Annotated in this window: 17 protein-coding genes; 8 read left to right on the top strand and 9 right to left on the bottom strand. The window is 69.5% G+C overall.

What is annotated here, in order from left to right; genetic code table 11:
* Positions 1 to 299 precede the first annotated feature (299 nt).
* Positions 300 to 1,097 (top strand): IclR family transcriptional regulator, encoded by a 798-nt coding sequence (locus tag AC1DWP_RS14915; protein ID WP_477615259.1) that lies wholly within the window; start codon positions 300 to 302, stop codon positions 1,095 to 1,097.
* A gap of 124 nt (positions 1,098 to 1,221) precedes the next feature.
* Positions 1,222 to 2,445 carry a 4-hydroxybenzoate 3-monooxygenase gene (locus AC1DWP_RS14910; protein WP_477615258.1) on the top strand — a complete coding sequence of 408 codons (1,224 nt, stop codon included), beginning with the start codon at positions 1,222 to 1,224 and terminating at the stop codon, positions 2,443 to 2,445.
* A gap of 38 nt (positions 2,446 to 2,483) precedes the next feature.
* On the opposite strand, the gene AC1DWP_RS14905 is transcribed toward AC1DWP_RS14910, so the two are convergent.
* Positions 2,484 to 3,170, bottom strand: a complete 687-nt coding sequence (locus AC1DWP_RS14905) for a substrate-binding domain-containing protein (protein WP_477615257.1) — start codon at positions 3,168 to 3,170, stop codon at positions 2,484 to 2,486.
* A 98-nt stretch (positions 3,171 to 3,268) separates the two neighbouring features.
* On the opposite strand from AC1DWP_RS14905, the gene AC1DWP_RS14900 reads away from it, so the two are divergent.
* The 5 genes from AC1DWP_RS14900 to AC1DWP_RS14880 are packed head-to-tail and all read left to right on the top strand — an operon-like array spanning position 3,269 to position 8,258.
* Positions 3,269 to 4,294: an amidohydrolase family protein gene (locus AC1DWP_RS14900; RefSeq protein ID WP_477615256.1), complete on the top strand. Its 1,026-nt coding sequence runs from the start codon at positions 3,269 to 3,271 to the stop codon at positions 4,292 to 4,294.
* A 24-nt stretch (positions 4,295 to 4,318) separates the two neighbouring features.
* Positions 4,319 to 5,008, top strand: coding sequence for a 4-carboxy-4-hydroxy-2-oxoadipate aldolase/oxaloacetate decarboxylase (ligK, locus tag AC1DWP_RS14895; protein WP_477615255.1), 690 nt, complete (start codon positions 4,319 to 4,321; stop codon positions 5,006 to 5,008).
* Positions 5,009 to 5,015: 7 nt separating this feature from the next.
* Positions 5,016 to 5,945 (top strand): amidohydrolase family protein, encoded by a 930-nt coding sequence (locus AC1DWP_RS14890; protein WP_477615254.1) that lies wholly within the window; start codon positions 5,016 to 5,018, stop codon positions 5,943 to 5,945.
* The gene (gene ligA / locus AC1DWP_RS14885) at positions 5,942 to 7,303 is read left to right on the top strand and encodes a protocatechuate 4,5-dioxygenase subunit alpha (RefSeq protein ID WP_477615253.1); all 1,362 of its coding nucleotides are present in this window, start codon (positions 5,942 to 5,944) and stop codon (positions 7,301 to 7,303) included. The genes AC1DWP_RS14890 and ligA overlap by 4 nt, the downstream gene beginning before the upstream one ends.
* Position 7,304: 1 nt before the next feature.
* Positions 7,305 to 8,258, top strand: a complete 954-nt coding sequence (locus AC1DWP_RS14880; RefSeq protein ID WP_477615252.1) for a Gfo/Idh/MocA family oxidoreductase — start codon at positions 7,305 to 7,307, stop codon at positions 8,256 to 8,258.
* A gap of 37 nt (positions 8,259 to 8,295) precedes the next feature.
* On the opposite strand, the gene AC1DWP_RS14875 is transcribed toward AC1DWP_RS14880, so the two are convergent.
* From AC1DWP_RS14875 to AC1DWP_RS14840, 8 genes are all read right to left on the bottom strand, one after another.
* Positions 8,296 to 9,267, bottom strand: a complete 972-nt coding sequence (locus AC1DWP_RS14875) for an aldo/keto reductase (RefSeq protein ID WP_477615251.1) — start codon at positions 9,265 to 9,267, stop codon at positions 8,296 to 8,298.
* 102 nt (positions 9,268 to 9,369) lie between these two features.
* Positions 9,370 to 10,371 (bottom strand): alpha/beta hydrolase, encoded by a 1,002-nt coding sequence (locus AC1DWP_RS14870; RefSeq protein ID WP_477615250.1) that lies wholly within the window; start codon positions 10,369 to 10,371, stop codon positions 9,370 to 9,372.
* A 14-nt stretch (positions 10,372 to 10,385) separates the two neighbouring features.
* Positions 10,386 to 11,198, bottom strand: a complete 813-nt coding sequence (locus AC1DWP_RS14865; RefSeq protein ID WP_477615249.1) for an alpha/beta hydrolase fold domain-containing protein — start codon at positions 11,196 to 11,198, stop codon at positions 10,386 to 10,388.
* On the bottom strand, positions 11,195 to 12,472 hold the full coding sequence (locus AC1DWP_RS14860; RefSeq protein ID WP_477615248.1) for an amidohydrolase family protein: 1,278 nt from the start codon (positions 12,470 to 12,472) through the stop codon (positions 11,195 to 11,197). Before AC1DWP_RS14860 ends, AC1DWP_RS14865 begins: the two co-directional genes overlap by 4 nt.
* A gap of 118 nt (positions 12,473 to 12,590) precedes the next feature.
* On the bottom strand, positions 12,591 to 13,436 hold the full coding sequence (locus tag AC1DWP_RS14855) for a fumarylacetoacetate hydrolase family protein (protein WP_477615247.1): 846 nt from the start codon (positions 13,434 to 13,436) through the stop codon (positions 12,591 to 12,593).
* 2 nt (positions 13,437 to 13,438) lie between these two features.
* Positions 13,439 to 14,323, bottom strand: a complete 885-nt coding sequence (locus AC1DWP_RS14850; RefSeq protein ID WP_477615246.1) for a fumarylacetoacetate hydrolase family protein — start codon at positions 14,321 to 14,323, stop codon at positions 13,439 to 13,441.
* Between the two features lie 120 nt (positions 14,324 to 14,443).
* Positions 14,444 to 15,013, bottom strand: coding sequence for a carboxymuconolactone decarboxylase family protein (locus AC1DWP_RS14845; RefSeq protein ID WP_477615245.1), 570 nt, complete (start codon positions 15,011 to 15,013; stop codon positions 14,444 to 14,446).
* Positions 15,010 to 15,828, bottom strand: coding sequence for an IclR family transcriptional regulator (locus tag AC1DWP_RS14840; protein ID WP_477615244.1), 819 nt, complete (start codon positions 15,826 to 15,828; stop codon positions 15,010 to 15,012). Before AC1DWP_RS14840 ends, AC1DWP_RS14845 begins: the two co-directional genes overlap by 4 nt.
* A 150-nt stretch (positions 15,829 to 15,978) precedes the next feature.
* On the opposite strand from AC1DWP_RS14840, the gene AC1DWP_RS14835 reads away from it, so the two are divergent.
* Positions 15,979 to 16,737, top strand: a complete 759-nt coding sequence (locus AC1DWP_RS14835; RefSeq protein WP_477615243.1) for an SDR family NAD(P)-dependent oxidoreductase — start codon at positions 15,979 to 15,981, stop codon at positions 16,735 to 16,737.
* Positions 16,738 to 16,753: the final 16 nt, after the last annotated feature.

The following is a 16,753-nucleotide window of genomic DNA, read 5'->3' as shown; positions in this document are numbered from 1 at the left end:
GGTCAGGCCGCGGCGATGAGCGCCTGCGCGTGGTCTGCGCGCTGGAGCGCCCGGAGTCGTGCCGCCCGGATCGTTCATTCTGCTGATGCCGCCTTCGAGTCAAGAATCGTGCGGCGCCCATCTGGCCACGGCACGTGGTTATCCCTATGACTGGCAGACTCTTGGGCCCGCTCGTCGTGACGACGGTTGGCGGGAATGTGATGGCGGTCATGCGCCAGCCCCCGCGGAGGTCAACCAAACGGCCCACTCGCTCATGGGCCGAACGGACGCGGCGCCGTCGAGGGTGACAGGATCGGCTCATGGCACGCGAAGGGCTGACCGCGGGCGGCAAGGCCCTGGCGGTCCTGTCCACGTTCGGACGCGACCACGCCCAGCTGACCCTGTCCCAGATCGCCCGCCGGACCGGGCTCCCTCTCAGCACCGCACACCGCATCGTCGCCGAGCTCGCGGACTGGGGGGCCCTCGAGCGTGACGACGAGGGAAGGTGGCACATCGGCTTGCGCCTGTGGGAAGTGGGCTCCCTGTGTCCGCGCGGCCAGATCCTGCGCGAGGTGGCCCTCCCCTACCTCCAGGACCTCTACGAGGTCACCCACGAGAACATCCAGCTCGCCGTGCGCGAGGGCACCGAGCTCACGTTCGTCGAGCGCATCGCCGGCCACCGGTCCGTCGAGCTGAAGACGATGGTGGGCACCCGCTTCCCCCTGCCGTCGACGGGCGTGGGCCTGGTGCTGCTCGCCTTCGCCCCGACCGACATCCGTGACGCCGTCCTGTCCCAGCCGTTGCCCCGACATACCGAGTTCACGGTCACGGACCCGCGTCGCCTGCGCGCCATGCTGGCGTCCGTGCGACGACATGGGTACGCCGTGAACGACCGCCAGCTGTCCGACCACACCGTGGGGTTGGCCGCCCCGGTCCGGATCGGCGCCGGAGGTCCCGTCCATGCCGCCATCGGGATCGTGGTGCTGGGCAAGACCGCTGCTGCGGTGCGCCACCTCCGCCAGCCCGTGGTTGCCGCTGCCAACGCCATCTCGGTCGAGCTGGGCCGTCGAGCGGGCAGCCCCGCGACAACCGACGTCATGATCTCCGCGCAGCGATAGCCCTTCCACCTGACGGAAGTTGCCTGTGGCGGCACGGGGCAACCGGCGATGCTGGACTCGTCAACCAGCGAGCGGCCCCCCAGCCGCCGACTGGCACCCCTCCCACCGACCCGAGGAGACCCGGGTGGAATCCGCTCCGACAACGCCCGTCGACAGCGTCCTCGACGAGCCCGTCGCCATCGTCGGAGCCGGGCCGGCCGGGTTGATGCTCGCGCACCGGCTGGGCAGGGCAGGCATCGCCTGCGTGAACATCGACCTTCGCACCAGGGCAGAGATCGAAGGCACGCACCGCGCCGGGATCCTCGAGGCCGGCGCCGCTCGCGACCTCGTCGATACGGGCGTCTCGGACCGGATCCTGCGGGACGGGCACGAGCACGACGGGACCGAGCTGCGTTTCGCCGGCCGGGCCCACCGCATCGACTTCCGGGAGCTCGTCGGCGGGTCGGTCTGGCTCTATCCCCAGACGGACGTCTTCATCGACCTCGCCAACGCCCGGGACCGGGACGGTGGCACGGTCCACTACGGCGTGACCGACCCGGAGGTCAGCGGGATCGACGGCGACCGACCGACGCTGCGCTTCACGAGTGCGGACGGTGGGCGCCACGAGGTGCGCGCCAGGGTGGTCGTCGGTGCCGACGGCTCACGGTCGATGTGTCGTTCGCTCATCCCCGAGGCGAGCCGCACCCAGTACTTCCGTGAGTACCCGTTCGCGTGGTTCGGGATCCTCGCCGCAGCGCCGAAGAGCGCACCCGAGCTCGTCTACGCCCACTCCGAGCACGGCTTCGCGCTGATCAGCCAACGCACCGACCTCGTGCAGCGCATGTACTTCCAGTGCGACCCCGAGGAGGACACCGAGGCGTGGAGCGACGAGCGGATCTGGGAGACCCTGCAGTCGCGCGTTGCTGGCGCCGACGGCTTCTCGCTCGTCGAGGGCCCGGTCATCGAGAAGACCGTGCTGCGCTTCAGATCCTTTGTGCAGCAACCCATGCGGTGGGGGTCGATGGTGCTGGCGGGCGATGCGGCGCACACCGTTCCGCCGACCGGAGCCCGCGGCCTCAACCTTGCCCTCCACGACGTGAAGGTGCTGGCCGAGGTGATCCCGCGTGCGCTCGGCAGCGCAGGACTCGACGCGCTCGACGACTACGAGCCGCGGGCGCTCAACCGGGTCTGGAGGGCACAGAACTTCTCGTACTGGATGACCCAGATGCTGCACACGGCGCCCGGTGCCAGCGCCTTCGACCTCCGCCGACAGCTGGGTGAGCTGGACAACGTCGTCTCCACGCGCGCCGGTCGGACCTACCTGGCCGAGCAGTACGCGGGGTGGCCCAATGACTCCTCACGGCAGTGACTCGTCAGGGCACTGACTCCTGACGTCAGTCGACGGGATCAACCGGCAGGGGCAAGGGCATGACGCCTGACGATCTCGTACGTCTCAGGGGCGGCGAGCCGGACCAGTGCGGCCAGCGCCTCCGTCGGATGCTCCGACGCGGTCGGCACCGCCCCGGTGAAGGTCGTGACGATCTCCGCACCGGGCGGCATCGGGCCGACCACGGTGACGCCAGGTGCGGCCGCGAGCTCACTGCGTTGCTGGAAGCCGAGATCGGTGGCGCCGTCGGCGAGCAGCCGGGCAACCGGCATACCCGGAGGTGCCTGGACCCACCTGTCCGCGAGCCGCTCGGTGAGGCCCCACGTGTCCACCAGGCCCACCAGCGCGGAGCCACTGGGCCCGGTGGAGTAGCCGATTCGCCGTGAGGCAAGAAGGGCGGCAACCAACGACTCCACGCTGCTGACGTCCGGCACGGGAGCGCCCTCCGGGACGCCGACCACGACGTCGGAGACGAACAACGGCACGATCGTGTGGCGGTCGACGAGGCCGTCGCGAGCGAGCGCCTCGATCGCGTCGCCCCCCAGCACCGCGACGTCGGCCTGCTCGCCTTCCCGGAGGCGTCGCGCCACCTCGACGCCTCCGGCCGACTGCACGACGAGCTGGCTCAACCCGAGGTCGCCCTCAGCCGTCAACGCGGCGAGGACGTCGCGGGTGGCCATCGACGAAAGCCCTCGCAGGGTCAGCACGAGGACCACGCTAGGTGCACCTCCCGGCCCGCCACAGAGGCCTTCCGTCAGACGGAAGGCTGCCTCTCCGGAGCATTCTCGGATGCGAGGCTGGACTCGTGATCATCGACTGCCACGGGCACTACACGACGGCGCCGGCGCCGCTTGAGGCCTGGCGCAACGCGCAGGTCTCCGCGATCGGCCACCCCGACAACGCGCCGGACCCGGCGGCACTGCGGATCACCGACGACGAGATCCGCGCCAGCATCGAGGCCAACCAGCTGCGGCTCATGGACGAGCGCGGCATCGACGTGACGATCTTCTCGCCGCGCGCGAGCTTCATGGCGCACCACATCGGCGACTTCGACGTCTCCTCGACCTGGGCGCGGATCTGCAACGACCTCTGCCACCGGGTCAGCACGCTCTATCCGGAGCGGTTCGTGATGGGGGCGATGCTGCCACAGTCGCCCGGGGTCGACCCGGCGACGTCGGTGCCCGAGCTGCGTCGTGCGGTCGAGGAGCTCGGCGCCGTCACGGTCAACCTCAACCCCGACCCGTCCGGTGGCCACTGGGACAGCCCACCGCTGACCGACCGGTCCTGGTACCCGATCTACGAGGCGCTGGTCGAGCTGGACGTCCCGGCCATGGTGCACGTCAGCACCTCCTGCAACCCCGGGTTCCACACGACGGGAGCGCACTACCTGAATGCCGACACCACGGCGTTCATGCAGCTCCTCCAGGGCGACCTGTTCGCCGACTTCCCCACCCTGCGACTGGTCATCCCGCACGGCGGTGGCGCGGTCCCCTACCACTGGGGCCGGTTCCGGGGCCTGGCCATGGCGCTGAAGCGGCCTGACCCGGAAACGTTGCTGGCCAACGTCTTCTTCGACACCTGCGTGTACCACCAGCCCGGCATCGACCTGCTGACGAACGTCATCCCCACCAGCGCCATCCTGTTCGCGAGCGAGATGATCGGGGCCGTCCGCGACATCGATCCCCGCACCGGCGCCTACTTCGACGACACCAGGCGATACGTCGACGCGACACCCCACCTCACCGATGCCCACCGCGAGGACGTGTATGCCGCGAACGCGCGACGTGTCTACCCGCGCCTGGACGCGCGGCTGCGTGAGCAGGGACGCTGACATGAGCACAGAGGAGGAGACCCCATGAGCGGGACCGAGCTCGGTGTCGTGCACACCAGGATCGAGCGGGCCGACGCGGACGCGGTGCGGGCCCTGTCGGCCTACGGTGTCGCGACCGTCCACGAGGCCATGGGCCGGGTCGGCCTGATGCGGCCCTACCTCCGGCCCGTCTACCGCGGCGCGAAACTCTGTGGCCCTGCCGTGACAGTGCTCCTGCAACCCGGCGACAACTGGATGCTCCACGTCGCGGCTGAGCAGGTCCAGGAGGGAGACGTCCTGGTTGCGGGCTGCACGACCGAGAGCGAGGACGGCTTCTTCGGCGAGCTGCTCGCCACCTCGCTGCGTAGTCGTGGGTGCGCCGGGCTGGTCATCGACGGTGGCGTCCGGGACGTTGAGGACCTCGAGAAGATGGACTTCCCCGTGTTCAGTCGGGCCATCAACGCCAAGGGCACGATCAAGGCCACCCTGGGTTCGGTCAACATCCCGGTCGTGTGCGCCAACGCCCTCGTCAACCCCGGCGACGTCGTCGTGGCCGACGTCGACGGGGTGGTCGTCGTGCCCGCGGCGAGGGCCTCCGAGGTCGCTGCCGAGGCGGGCAGGCGCGAGGCCAACGAAGAGGGCAAGCGGGCCAAGTTCCGCAGCGGGACACTGGGGTTGGACCTCTACGACATGCGTGAGCCGCTCGCCCGTCTCGGCCTGCGGTACGAGGACTGACGCCCCGATGAGCGAGACGACGACGAAGACGCCCGGGTGGCTCGACTGGTACGCCGAGCCGACGAAGCCCCACTTCGTCGTGCCCCCCGGCGCGGTCGACGCACACTGCCATGTGTTCGGTCCCCGCGCGGAGTTTCCCTTTGCGCCCGAACGCAAGTACACGCCCTGCGACGCCTCCAAGGACCAGCTCTTCGCCCTGCGCGACCACCTCGGCTTCAGCCGCAACGTCATCGTCCAGGCGACCTGCCACGGTGCCGACAACCGGGCCATGGTCGACGCCCTCCGGGCGGCCGACGGTCGGGCGCGCGGGGTGGCCACGGTCCGGCCCGGCATCTCCGAGCCCGAGCTGGCCGACCTGCACCAGGCAGGCGTGCGCGGCGTGCGGTTCAACTACGTCAAGCGGCTGGTCGACACACCCTCCCCCGAGGACCTCCGTGACGTCGTCTCCCGGATCACGCCCTTTGGCTGGCACGTCGTCATCTACTTCGAGGCACCCGACCTGCCCGAGCTGCGCGACTTCTTCACCTCGATCCCCCTGCCCCTCGTCGTCGACCACATGGGCCGGCCCGACGTGGCGGCGTCGCCGGACGGACCGGGCTTCACCGGTTTCCTGGACTTCATGCGGGACAAGCCCGACGTGTGGTGCAAGGTGACCTGCCCCGAACGCCTGTCGCGGACCGGGCCACCCGCCCTCGATGGCGAGCGCACGGCATACCGGGACGTCGTGCCGTTCGCTCGCCGCGTCGTCGAGGAGTTTCCCGACCGGGTGCTGTGGGGCACCGACTGGCCGCACCCGAACCTCACCGACCACATGCCCGACGACGGCCTGCTCGTCGACGGCATCCCCCACATCGCACCGACTCCCGAACTCCAGCGGGCGCTGCTCGTCGACAACCCGATGCGCCTCTACTGGCCCGAGGAAGGATCAACCCCATGACCATGGACAAGCCATATCTCGACGTGCCCGGCACGACGATCTTCGACGCCGACCAGTCGGCCAAGGGCTACCACCTGAACCAGTTCTGCATGTCCCTCATGTCGCCGGAGAACCGCAGCCGCTTCATCGCCGACCAGGGCGCCTACCTCGACGAGTGGGAGCTGTCGCCCGAGCAGAAGCAGGCGGTGCTAGACCTCGACCTCAACGAGTGCATCCGGCTCGGCGGTAACATCTACTTCCTGTCCAAGATCGGCGCGACGTTCGGCCTGTCCTTCCAGCAGATGGCCGGGTCCATGACGGGCATGACCGAGGCCGAGTACCGCGACATGATGCTCGCCGGCGGTCGTTCGATCGAGGGCAACCGGATCCGCGACGCGCTTGCCGCGCGGATCGTCGAGGAGGGGTATGCCGCGCCGTCCACCGCCGCCGACGGCCACCCCACCATCACGGCCAGCGTCTACACCTCGCACGTACCGGCGATCGGTGCGGCGATGGACCTCGGGAAGACCGAGGAGCCTTACTGGAAGGCGGTTTTCGACGGTTACGAGTGGTCCCGTCAGTGGATGGCCGACAACACCCCCGACGTCGTGATCCTCGTCTACAACGACCACGCGACGGCCTTCGACCTGCACCTCATCCCGACCTTCGTCATCGGGACCGGTCCGCACTTCCCGGTCGCCGACGAGGGGTACGGGCCGCGACCGGTCCCGCCGGTGGAGGGCGACCCCGACTTCGCGGCGCACCTCGCCCAGTCGCTCATCCTCGACGACTTCGACCTGACCCTCGTCAACGAGATGGCAGTGGACCACGGCCTGACCGTGCCGCTGTCGCTCATGTTCGGAGAGCGCGCGCCGGATGAGCCGTGGCCGTGCAAGGTGATCCCCCTGGCCGTGAACGTCGTGCAGTACCCCGTCCCGCACGGCGCCCGGTGCTACGCCCTGGGTCGCGCCCTGCGCCGTGCCGTCGAGTCCTACGACCGGCCGCTGCGCGTCCAGGTCTGGGGCACTGGGGGGATGAGCCACCAGCTGCAGGGACCGCGAGCCGGACTGATCAACCGGGAGTGGGACAACGCGTTCCTCGACCGGCTCATCTCGGACCCGGCGGGGCAGTCGGAGGTGGGCCACCTCAACTACGTCGAGGAGGCCGGGTCCGAGGGCATCGAGCTCGTCATGTGGCTGATCGCCCGCGGCGCGATGGCCGACGTCGCCGATGACGGTGGTCCCGGCGCCGGGAGCACCGAGGTCCTCCACCGCTTCTACCATGTGCCGGCCTCCAACACCGCGGTCGGCCACCTGGTCCTCGCAAACCACCCGGCCAGCGACCCGGCCAGCGACCCGGCCACCCCGACCCAGGAGTGACATGACCAACCAGCCGATCCGAGTGGCCCTCGCCGGAGGCGGCGCCTTCGGCGCCAAGCACGTCAACGGACTCAAGCGCATCCCCGACGTGGACGTGGCGGCCGTCGTCAGCAGCTCCCTGGAGTCGGGAGAGGCGTTCGCGGCCGAGCACGGCATCGGACGCGCGGTGGCCACGCTCGACGACATCCTCGCGATGGACGACGTCGACGCCGTCATCCTCGCCACCCCGACCCCGATGCACGCCGACCAGACCCAGGCCGTCCTGCGGGCCGGCAAGCACGTCCAGGTCGAGATCCCGCTCGCCGACTCGCTGGCTGGGGCGGAAGCGTGTGCCGACCTCCAGGAGAAGACCGGGGTGGTCGCGATGGTGGGCCACACCCGCCGGTTCAACCCCAGTCACCAGTGGGTGCACCAGCGGGTCGTGGACGGCAGCTTCCACGTGCAGCAGATGGACGTGCAGACCTATTTCCTGCGCCGCCGGAACCTCAACGCGCTGGGTCAGCCGCGGTCGTGGACCGACCACCTCCTGTGGCACCACGCCGCCCACACCGTGGACCTCTTCGCCTACCAGACCGGCTCGCCCATCGTGCAGGCCAACGCGATCCAGGGCCCGATCCACCCCGAGCTCGGCATCGCGATGGACCTGTCCATCCAGCTGCGCGCCGAGAGCGGCGCGATCTGCACCCTGTCCTTGTCGTTCAACAACGACGGCCCGTTCGGCACCTTCTTCCGCTACATCGGCGACACCGGCACCTACCTGGCGAGGTACGACGACCTCAGCACGGGCAAGGACGAGCCGATCGACGTGAGCAAGGTGGCCGTGTCCATGGACGGCATCGAGCTGCAGGACCGCGAGTTCGTGTCAGCCATCCGCGAAGGAAGGCAACCCAACTCCTCCATCGCCGACGTCCTCGACTGCTACCGAACCCTCGACGCCTTGGAGCGGCAGCTGTAACTCCACCCGCAGGTGGCGACGACGGGGGTGCGAGGGGTCAGTACCAAGAGGGACCCTGGGGCGTGTACTCCTTCTCCATGGTTTGAGCCTCTTCATCGGTCAACTCGACATCCAAAGCGGCAACCGCCTCCGGCAGATGGTGATCCTTCGTGGCACCGACGATCGGGGCAGACACCAGCGGGTTGCGCAACACCCACGCCAAGGCCACCTGCGCCATCGTCAAACCACGCGCGTTCGCGACCGCCTCGACCGCGGTGACGACCGGTTCGTCGAAGGGAGAGTCGAAGGCCTGGACGAGGTGATCGACATCGGATCGGTGCGACTGCTGTCCCCACGGGCGGGCAAGCCGCCCCTTGCCTTGTGGCGAATAGGGCACGCAGCCCACACCCATGTCGGCGCACATGGCCATCAGCTCTGATTCGTCCTGGCGGCGAAGCAGGTTGTACTGGTTCTGCATGGACACGAATCGGGTCCATTCCCCCAGGTCTGCGGCGTGCTGCAGCTTGGCGAACTGCCAGGCGAACATGGACGAGGCGCCGACGTAGCGGACCTTGCCCGCCTTGACGACGTCGTGCAGGGCCTCCATCGTCTCCTCGACCGGCGTGTCGGGGTCGTAGCGGTGGATCTGGTACAGATCTACGTAGTCGGTGCCAAGACGGCCCAGCGACGCGTCGAGCTGCTCGAGGATGGCCTTGCGTGACAGACCTCGACCACCAGGCCCATCGTGCATCTTTCCGTAGACCTTTGTCGCGAGGACGATGTCTTCGCGTCGGGAGTAGCGACCGATGGCTCTGCCGACCACCTCCTCGGAGGTGCCGTGCTGGTAGACGTTCGCGGTGTCCCAGAACGTGATGCCCAGCTCGACGGCCTGCCGGAAGAATGGTTGTGCAGCATCGTCGTCCAGTGCCCAACGGTGCGCTGCTTCGGCCGTGGGGTCGCCGTAGCTCATGCAACCGAGCGCGAGCCGGCTGATGCGCAGCCCTGTGCTGCCAAGACGGGTGTACTCCATGGTCGTCTCCTTCGTGCGTGGCAGGTCGACGAGAGCAGGCGATGCGACGGTCGGCCGGCGGGTCCTGATCGATCCTCCTCCGCAGGTCGTACCTCGGCCTGGTCAGACGTGGCGCCCCGCTGACCCAGGGTCCAGCTGGGACGACAGCGCCGCGGCGAACCGGGCGAGCGTGCGCTCCGTCCCGGCAACGCGCGGCGACTCGTTGAGGTGACCGTGCAGGACGCCCGGCTCCGTGGAGACATCGCACTGCACACCGGCCTCGGCGAGCATTCGCGCGAAGTCCTCACCGGACACGCGTAGATCGTCGTACTCCGAGTTCACCATGGTCACCGGCGGCAACCCGGCGGGGTCGCCTGCCGCTGGCATGGCGTACGGGCTCACGGACGCGATGTCACCGCCGGCGTAGTCCCGGGTGATCCGCTCGACGTCTGCCGGACGGAAGCGCAACAGTTCCGGCACGTCGGACATGGCACCTTCGTGGGCGACGGGCTGCGGCGGGAGAACGGCGTGCAGACAGGGGTAGGCGAGCAGGAGTCGGCACGGTCGCACCTCGTCACCGTCGTCACGGAGCCTCATGGCTGCACCCGTGGCCAGGTTCGCGCCGGCACTGGCACCCCCGATCGCCACCCGCCGCGCGTCGAGACCGAGGGCGTCGGCGTGCACCACGACCCAGCGCCAGGCAGCCAGGACGTCGTCGAGCGGCACCGGGAAGGCGTTGGCGCCAGTGGCCGGGTCGACCAGCCGGTAGTCGACGCTGACCACCACTGCACCGGCCCGGACGACCAGCTCACGGGCCACGGCATCGGCCTCGGGCATCTCGAGGTCTCCGGCGACGAAGCCGCCACCGTGCAGCCACACCAGGCCGGCACGAGGCGTTCCGGGCGCGACACCACCGGATGAGTACACGCGCATCGGAACCGGACCATGCGGTCCAGGCGCCTCGACCGCCTCAGATTCCACCGCCGGTGGGACGTAGTCGGTCCGGCCCTGCGCCATGAACTGCTCGAAGCGCCCCCTCGACGCGGGATCACCGAAGGCCTCAGGCCAGGAAGCGATGCCGTCGATGAGGTGGAACCTGCGGGTGTAGTGGGGGTCGATCGGCATGAGAGTCCTCAGGGTCAGCCGGCGTGGGACAGCAGGAAGTCAGTCGTCCGGTCGACCAGCGCCTCGACCTCGTGGGCCCGGAGGGTCGGGAACATGTGCCCCTGCCCGGGCACGGTGACGAGGTCGGCGGTCCCGCCAGCGGCCAGGAGCGCCTCGGCCAGCCGGGCGCTCTGCCGTTGTGGCACAGCCAGATCCGCGTCACCGTGGACCAGGAGGAAGGGCGGTGCGCCAGGGCGGACGTGACTGACGGGGCTCGCCTCCCGAGCCAGCTCGGGGACGTCGGCCGGCGGTCCGCCGAGGAGCATCGCCTCACGCGAGCCCGGGCCGCGGTCGGCGTCGCCCCCCACCTCCGCCTGGTCGTCGGGCATCGCCAGCAGGTCGGTGACCGGGTACCAGAGCGCGACGGAGCTGACGGGCGGTGCAGCCTGCCCACGCAGAGCGTGCAAGGCGGCCAGGTGACCGCCGGCGCTGACCCCGAACGCCGCCATGGGCAGGTCACCGAGGCCGAGCCCGTCCCGGTTGGCGACGACGTAGTCCCAGGCTGCCGCGACGTCCGTGGGCTGGGCCGGGAACTGCGCCTCGCCGCTGAGCCGGTAGTCGGCACTGACGATCGCGACGCCGCTGCCGGCCATGCGCTCGAAGAGCCGGCCCGACGTGGGCGACAGTGGCCCGGGGCCGGCCCGTCGCGATCCCACCCGCCAGCCGCCTCCGTGCAGGTAGAGACAGATCAGCCGCGGCGACCGCGGCGCGTAGACGTCGAGCGCCAGCGGTCGGAAGCCGGGCAGGCCGGCATACACGACGTCCCGGCGGATCTGGACCTCGGTCACGAGACGGCCGCCACCTCCGGCGAGCGCTTGTGGAACCGTCCGCCCTGCACGATGCACACGAGGTTGTCGGCGTCCTCGAGGATCGTCACGTCGACGGTCGGGTCGCCGTTCACGACGAGCAGGTCGGCGAGGTAGCCCTGCTTGAGCAGCCCGAGCTCGTCACCCATGCCCATCAGCTGACCGCCGTACTGGGTGGCCGCGACGAGGGCCTCGGCGGGTGAGTAGCCCAGCTCGGTGACGAACAGCCCGAGGTCGCGGGCGTTGCGCCCGATCGGGTTGTTGGGGAAGCCGTAGTCGCCACCGATGAGGGCCCGGATGCCGCGCTTGCGGATCGCGGGGTAGATCGCCTGCATCCCCGCGAGCGCGTCGACGGAGCCCATCTGCTGGGCAACCTCGGTGGTGATCCCGAACTCGGCCCCCTCGTGGACGTTGGCGTAGATGATGCCGGGCGCAGGGCTGACGAACAGGAAGTCCTTGTTGGCCTCGAGCAGGTCCAGGCCCTCCTCATCGGCGTACGTGCAGTGGTAGATCGAGCGGAAGCCTGCGCGGACAGCGAGCTTGACCGACTCGGGTGACTGGCAGTGGCCGTTGAGCCACACGCCGACCTCACGGGCGGCTTCGCCGGCGGCGTTGAGCTCGTCGGCGTCGTACTGCGTCATGTGGCTGCCGCCGGGGACGAAGACGTCGTCGTTGCTCACGAGGAACTTCACGCTGTCGAAGCCCATCGCCGCCTGCTCGCGCACCCACCGCGCGCAGGCGTCGGGACCGGTCCAGTCGGGCTCGACGTGGCCGTCGGGGCGTTGCGGGTGGTTGTCGCGCTCCGCTGCCGCCGCCAGCATCCGCGGCCCCGGGATCACCCCGCCGCGGATCTTGTCGCGGACGACCGGCTCGACCGGCATCGGGAGGAGCGACCCGGCGGAGTATGCAGAGGTGAAGCCCGCGTCGAGCACGATCTTCGCGTTGCGCTCGGTGCGGGCCAGCTCGGACTCGAAGCCCTCGATGTGGTGGAAGAACGACACGTCGAGCGGCGGGTTGAACGACGGGTCGATGTGCCCGACCGCGGAGGGGAAGGTGAGGTGGGCGTGGCTCTCGATCATGCCGGGCATGACCGTCCGGCCCGCCACGTCCACGACCTCGGCGCCGTCGTGGTGATCCGGGTGGTGGCCCTGTCGGACATCGACGATCCGGTCGCCCTCGACGACGACCTCCCCGGGGAAGGCCGGCACCCCGGTCCCGTCGAAGACCTGCCCGCCGGTGAAGATCGTCCGACTCATGGTGACTCCATTATCACATCGTGAAAGTTGATTTCATTCCTACCAAAGTGTGCTCAGGTCCGTCCAGCATGTCAAGACTGGCCAGCCACCGCCCGAGCATCGGTGCTGTCCAACAGACTCAGACGAAACGCTGCCGGATCTGGCCGATGCCCTCGACCGAGCTCACCAGCTCCTCGCCGGCCTGCAGGAAGCGAGGCGGGGTCCTGCGGTTCCCGACCCCGGCAGGGGTGCCAGTGAAGATGAGGTCCCCCGGCAGCAACGGGCACACCGAGGAGATCCGGGCCACGAGGTCGTCGACGGGGAAGATGAGCTCACTCGTCCGACCGCTCTGGAGGACCTCGTCGCCCAGGCGCGACTCGAAGCCGAGGTCGTCCCGGTCGGGCAGCGCATCGGGGGTCACGGCCCATGGGCCGGTGGGACCGAACCCCGGGTGGGACTTGGCGAGCGAGAACTGCGGAGGCGTCCCACGGAGCTGCTGGAGGCGCTCCGACAGGTCCTGTCCCACGGTCACCCCGGCGACGGCGGCCCAGCCCTGCGCGCGGGGAATCCGGTACCCGCCCGACCCGATGACGACCACGACCTCGATCTCCCAGTCGACGTTGCCGGGCGGCAGCGCCACCTCGACGTCGGACCCCGTGATGCAGGTCGGGAACTTCGTGAACAGCAACGGCTCCTCAGGCGGCTGGTAGCCGGCCTCGGCCGCATGCGGCCGGTAGTTCAATGCCACCGCGAAGACCTGACGAGGCATCGGGACGGGCGCCCCCAGCCGACCCACTGCCACCGGAGCGGCACCGGACCAGTCCGCGGTGGCGGCCCACCGGCATACGTCATCCCACTGGGCGAGGGCGCCGACCGCGTCGGCAGGCAGGTCCCCGCCGGAGGCGGTGGCCACGTCGAGGACCTCGACCTGCGGGTCGTCGCCGCGGACGAGGACGAAGCGCCCGTCGAGTGTCCCGAACCGCACGCTCAGTCCTCGTGGTCGGCGTAGAGGTCGGTCGTGTAGGGCTCGGTGTCGTGGCGGTCCCGCCACGCGATCACGTGGTTGCGCAGGACGCCGACGCCCTCGATCTCGGCCTCGACCTTGTCGCCGACCTGGAGGTAGAAGTCGAACGGGTTGGGCTGGATCGCCGCGACGCCGGAGATGGTGCCGGTCGTGATGATGTCGCCCGCGCTGTAACCCTGGGCCGAGTGGTGGGCGACGAGGTGCGGGATGTCGATGAGCATCTTGGACGTGTTGCCGGCCTGGCGGACCTCCCCGTTGACGCGCAGCTCCATGGCGAGGTTCTGCGGGTCGGGCAGCTCGTCCTTCGTCACGATCCACGGCCCGATCGGGCAGAACGTGTCGATCGCCTTGGAGAACGAGAACACACCCGACTGCATCTCGCGACGCTGGATGTCGCGGGCGGTGATGTCGTTGAAGACGAGGTAGCCGGCGATGTAGTCCTCTGCCTCCTCGGGCCCGAAGAACTTGCCGCTCTTGCCGATGACGATGCCGAGCTCGAGCTCGTAGTCGAGTTCCTTGGTCAGACCCTCGGGGTACACGATCGCCTCGTCCGGGCCGATGATCGCGTCCACGTTCTGGAAGAAGACGATGCCCTTGTGGACCGGGTGGCTCCAGTCGACGGCCTGGAGCTCCTCGTGGTGGTCGGAGAAGTTGCCGGCAGTGTGGAAGAACTTCTTCGGCACGATCGGCGCGCGCAACGTGACGTCGGCAAGGGCATGCGTGGCGCCCGTCTCGCCGACCTGGCCCCCGCGCTCGAAGAACTCTCGCGTCGAGGGGACGTCGAGCTCGACGACGGTGTCCCCTTCGAGCCTGCCGACCTTACCGTCATCGAACGTCACGAGCTTCATGGGGGCACTCCTCATCGAGATACGAAGACTCTCACATCGCGAAAGTCATTTTCATAAATGGTCACTCAGGTTCCGGCGCGTGTCAAGGCGGTCGAGGCGAGGTGGACGTTCAGTCGGCGGTCAGGGCGACGGCACCCCGACGCGAAAGACCCTCAGCTGCAGGGCGAGCGTCGCGTAGTAGCCGACGAGGGTCGTGAGCTCGAAGACTCCGGACTCCCCCAGCAGGGCAACGGCCTTCGCGTATGCCGCGTCGGCCAGGTCGCCGTCGGTCACCAGCGCGAGGGTGAGCTCGGCGACCGTGCGCTCATCCTCGGGAAGCACGGCGTACGAGCCGTCCTGTATCCCGCTGAGCTCGTCGTCCGTGAGCCCGACGTGCCGGCCGACCGCCTCGTGGGCGTACCACTCGTACTCGGAGCGCCAGTGGACTCCGACGACGAGGATCGCGACCTCGCGGGCGCGGTCCGACAAGGCGGTCTCGTACCGGATGGCCGACCCCACCGCCTGGAGCGTGCCGCCCACCCGGGGCTGGAGGAGGAAGGCGTTGAACGGCCCTTCGAGGCCACCGTCCTCGTCACGCAGGCGGAACAGCTGCGGTCCTTGAGCGCGCTTGCCACCAGCGATCGCGTCGTAGACGACCCGCTGGTCGTCGTCGAGGTCGGACGGGGACAGCTTGGCGACCCGGCGCGTCACGCGACGATGCCGGACGAGGCCAGCGTGGAGATGTCGGCACACGTGGCGAGCAGCGCCGGCTTGAGCTCCTCGAGCAGTCGTTCGCTGGACCAGTCCCGAGCCTGCACAGCGACATTCACCCCCGCCACGACCGCCCCTCCGGGCCCGACGATCGGTGCAGCGACCGAGCGGAGCCCGTACGCCAGCTCCTCGTTCTGGGTGGCCCACCCCTGGCTGCGGATGGCCGCGAGCTCGTCCTTGAGGGCCGCCAGGGAGAGCTTGGCGTTGGGACCGTGCTGGGTGTCGAAGGACGCGGCCGTGATCCTCGACTTGAGGTCCTTGGGGTCGAGGTTGGCCAGCAGCAGCTTGCCGATCGATGTCGTGACCGCGGGCAGTGTGGAACCCACCTGGATGTTGGCCGTCACGAGGTCACGGTTGCGCAGGCGGATCAGGTAGAGCACCTGGTCGCCCGTGAGGACCGCGAGGTTGACGGTCTCACCCGTCAGCTCCGCGAGCTGCTGGAGCTTGGGCGTCGCGAGCCCGACGAGGTCGAAGCTGCGCAGCGCTGCGGTCCCCAGCGTCAAGGCCTTCACCCCGGGCCGGTAGTCGCCTCCGGGAAGGTGGTCGAGGTAACCCTCGGAGACCAGGGTCATCACGACGCGGTACACGGTCGGCATGGGCAGACCCGCCTCGGCGGCGAGGTCGGTCACTCGCCAGGTGGGCCGCTGCTCGTCGAAGAGGCTCAGCAGGCGCAGGCCCTTGGCGAGCGCCTCGACGCGGTACTCGGGCTTGTCGGCGGCGTCGCCCTTGTCCGCCGCGGTCGTCCTCGGTGTCATGCGAACCTTCCTGTCCCAACTGCGCTGAGCGTTCCCTGTGAGCCAGCCTAGAGCCGCCTCCCCCGGACCCACGCTGGACACATCGCCACCGGTGGGTTACTTTTGGAGAAAGCGACTTTCATCATACGAGAACTGCGAGAGGCAGGCAAGGTGAGCAGCTGGCTGTCCCTGCAGGATCGACCCGCCCTCGTCGTCGGAGCGGGTGGGCTCGGAGGAGCGAGCGCGCTCGGCCTCGCCACGCAGGGCGCGCACGTGGTGGTCGTCGACCGCGACGGCGAGGCCCTCGACGCCGTGGCCCGTCAGGCCAAGGAGTCCGGCTGTGAGCTGGCGACTCTCGAGGCCGACGTGGGCACGGCCGACTCCAGCCGGGCCGCCGTCGAACAGGCCGTGCGAATGGTCGGCACCCCCCAGGTGTTCCTCCACGCCGTGGGCCGCAACACCCGCCGGCCGGTGCTCGAGCTCTCCGACGAGGACTGGCAGCAGATGGTCACCCTCAACCTGTCCACGGCGTGGTGGCTCGGCCAGGAAGTCGGGCGCCGGATGGTGTCCGCGGCATACGGTCGCATGGTGTTCGTCTCCTCGGTCTCCGGCCTGCTCGCCCACCCGAACCACGCGCCCTACGCCGCGAGCAAGGGTGGCATCAACCAGATGATGCGGGTGATGGCTCGTGAGTGGGCCACCCACAACGTGACGGTCAACGCCGTCGCGCCGGGCTACATCGAGACCGAGCTGACCCGCGCCTACCTCGACACCGACGGCCACCGCGAGGAGCTCGAGTCGCTCGTGCCCGCCGGTCGGCTGGGCCGACCCGAGGAGGTTGCCGACGCGGTGACCTTCCTCGCCTCCGACCGTGCCAGGTTCGTCACGGGACAGGTCCTCTACATCGATGGTGGCCGGGTCCTCGTCTGAGGCTCTCCCGCCACCG

This window comes from Pedococcus sp. P2_F6 (assembly GCF_056403675.1).
The sequence above is the reverse complement of the archived record's forward strand: the minus strand, read 5'-3'. Positions and strand labels throughout refer to the sequence as shown.

What these genes read in the sequence shown, in the direction of transcription:
- AC1DWP_RS14915 (WP_477615259.1), top strand. Translation starts at nt 300, where the DNA reads ATGGCACGCGAAGGGCTGACCGCGGGCGGCAAGGCCCTGGCGGTCCTG.
- AC1DWP_RS14875 (WP_477615251.1), bottom strand. Translation starts at nt 9,267, where the DNA reads ATGGAGTACACCCGTCTTGGCAGCACAGGGCTGCGCATCAGCCGGCTC.
- ligK (WP_477615255.1), top strand. Translation starts at nt 4,319, where the DNA reads ATGAGCGGGACCGAGCTCGGTGTCGTGCACACCAGGATCGAGCGGGCC.
- AC1DWP_RS14860 (WP_477615248.1), bottom strand. Translation starts at nt 12,472, where the DNA reads ATGAGTCGGACGATCTTCACCGGCGGGCAGGTCTTCGACGGGACCGGG.
- AC1DWP_RS14890 (WP_477615254.1), top strand. Translation starts at nt 5,016, where the DNA reads ATGAGCGAGACGACGACGAAGACGCCCGGGTGGCTCGACTGGTACGCC.
- ligA (WP_477615253.1), top strand. Translation starts at nt 5,942, where the DNA reads ATGACCATGGACAAGCCATATCTCGACGTGCCCGGCACGACGATCTTC.
- AC1DWP_RS14850 (WP_477615246.1), bottom strand. Translation starts at nt 14,323, where the DNA reads ATGAAGCTCGTGACGTTCGATGACGGTAAGGTCGGCAGGCTCGAAGGG.
- AC1DWP_RS14880 (WP_477615252.1), top strand. Translation starts at nt 7,305, where the DNA reads ATGACCAACCAGCCGATCCGAGTGGCCCTCGCCGGAGGCGGCGCCTTC.
- AC1DWP_RS14870 (WP_477615250.1), bottom strand. Translation starts at nt 10,371, where the DNA reads ATGCCGATCGACCCCCACTACACCCGCAGGTTCCACCTCATCGACGGC.
- AC1DWP_RS14840 (WP_477615244.1), bottom strand. Translation starts at nt 15,828, where the DNA reads ATGACACCGAGGACGACCGCGGCGGACAAGGGCGACGCCGCCGACAAG.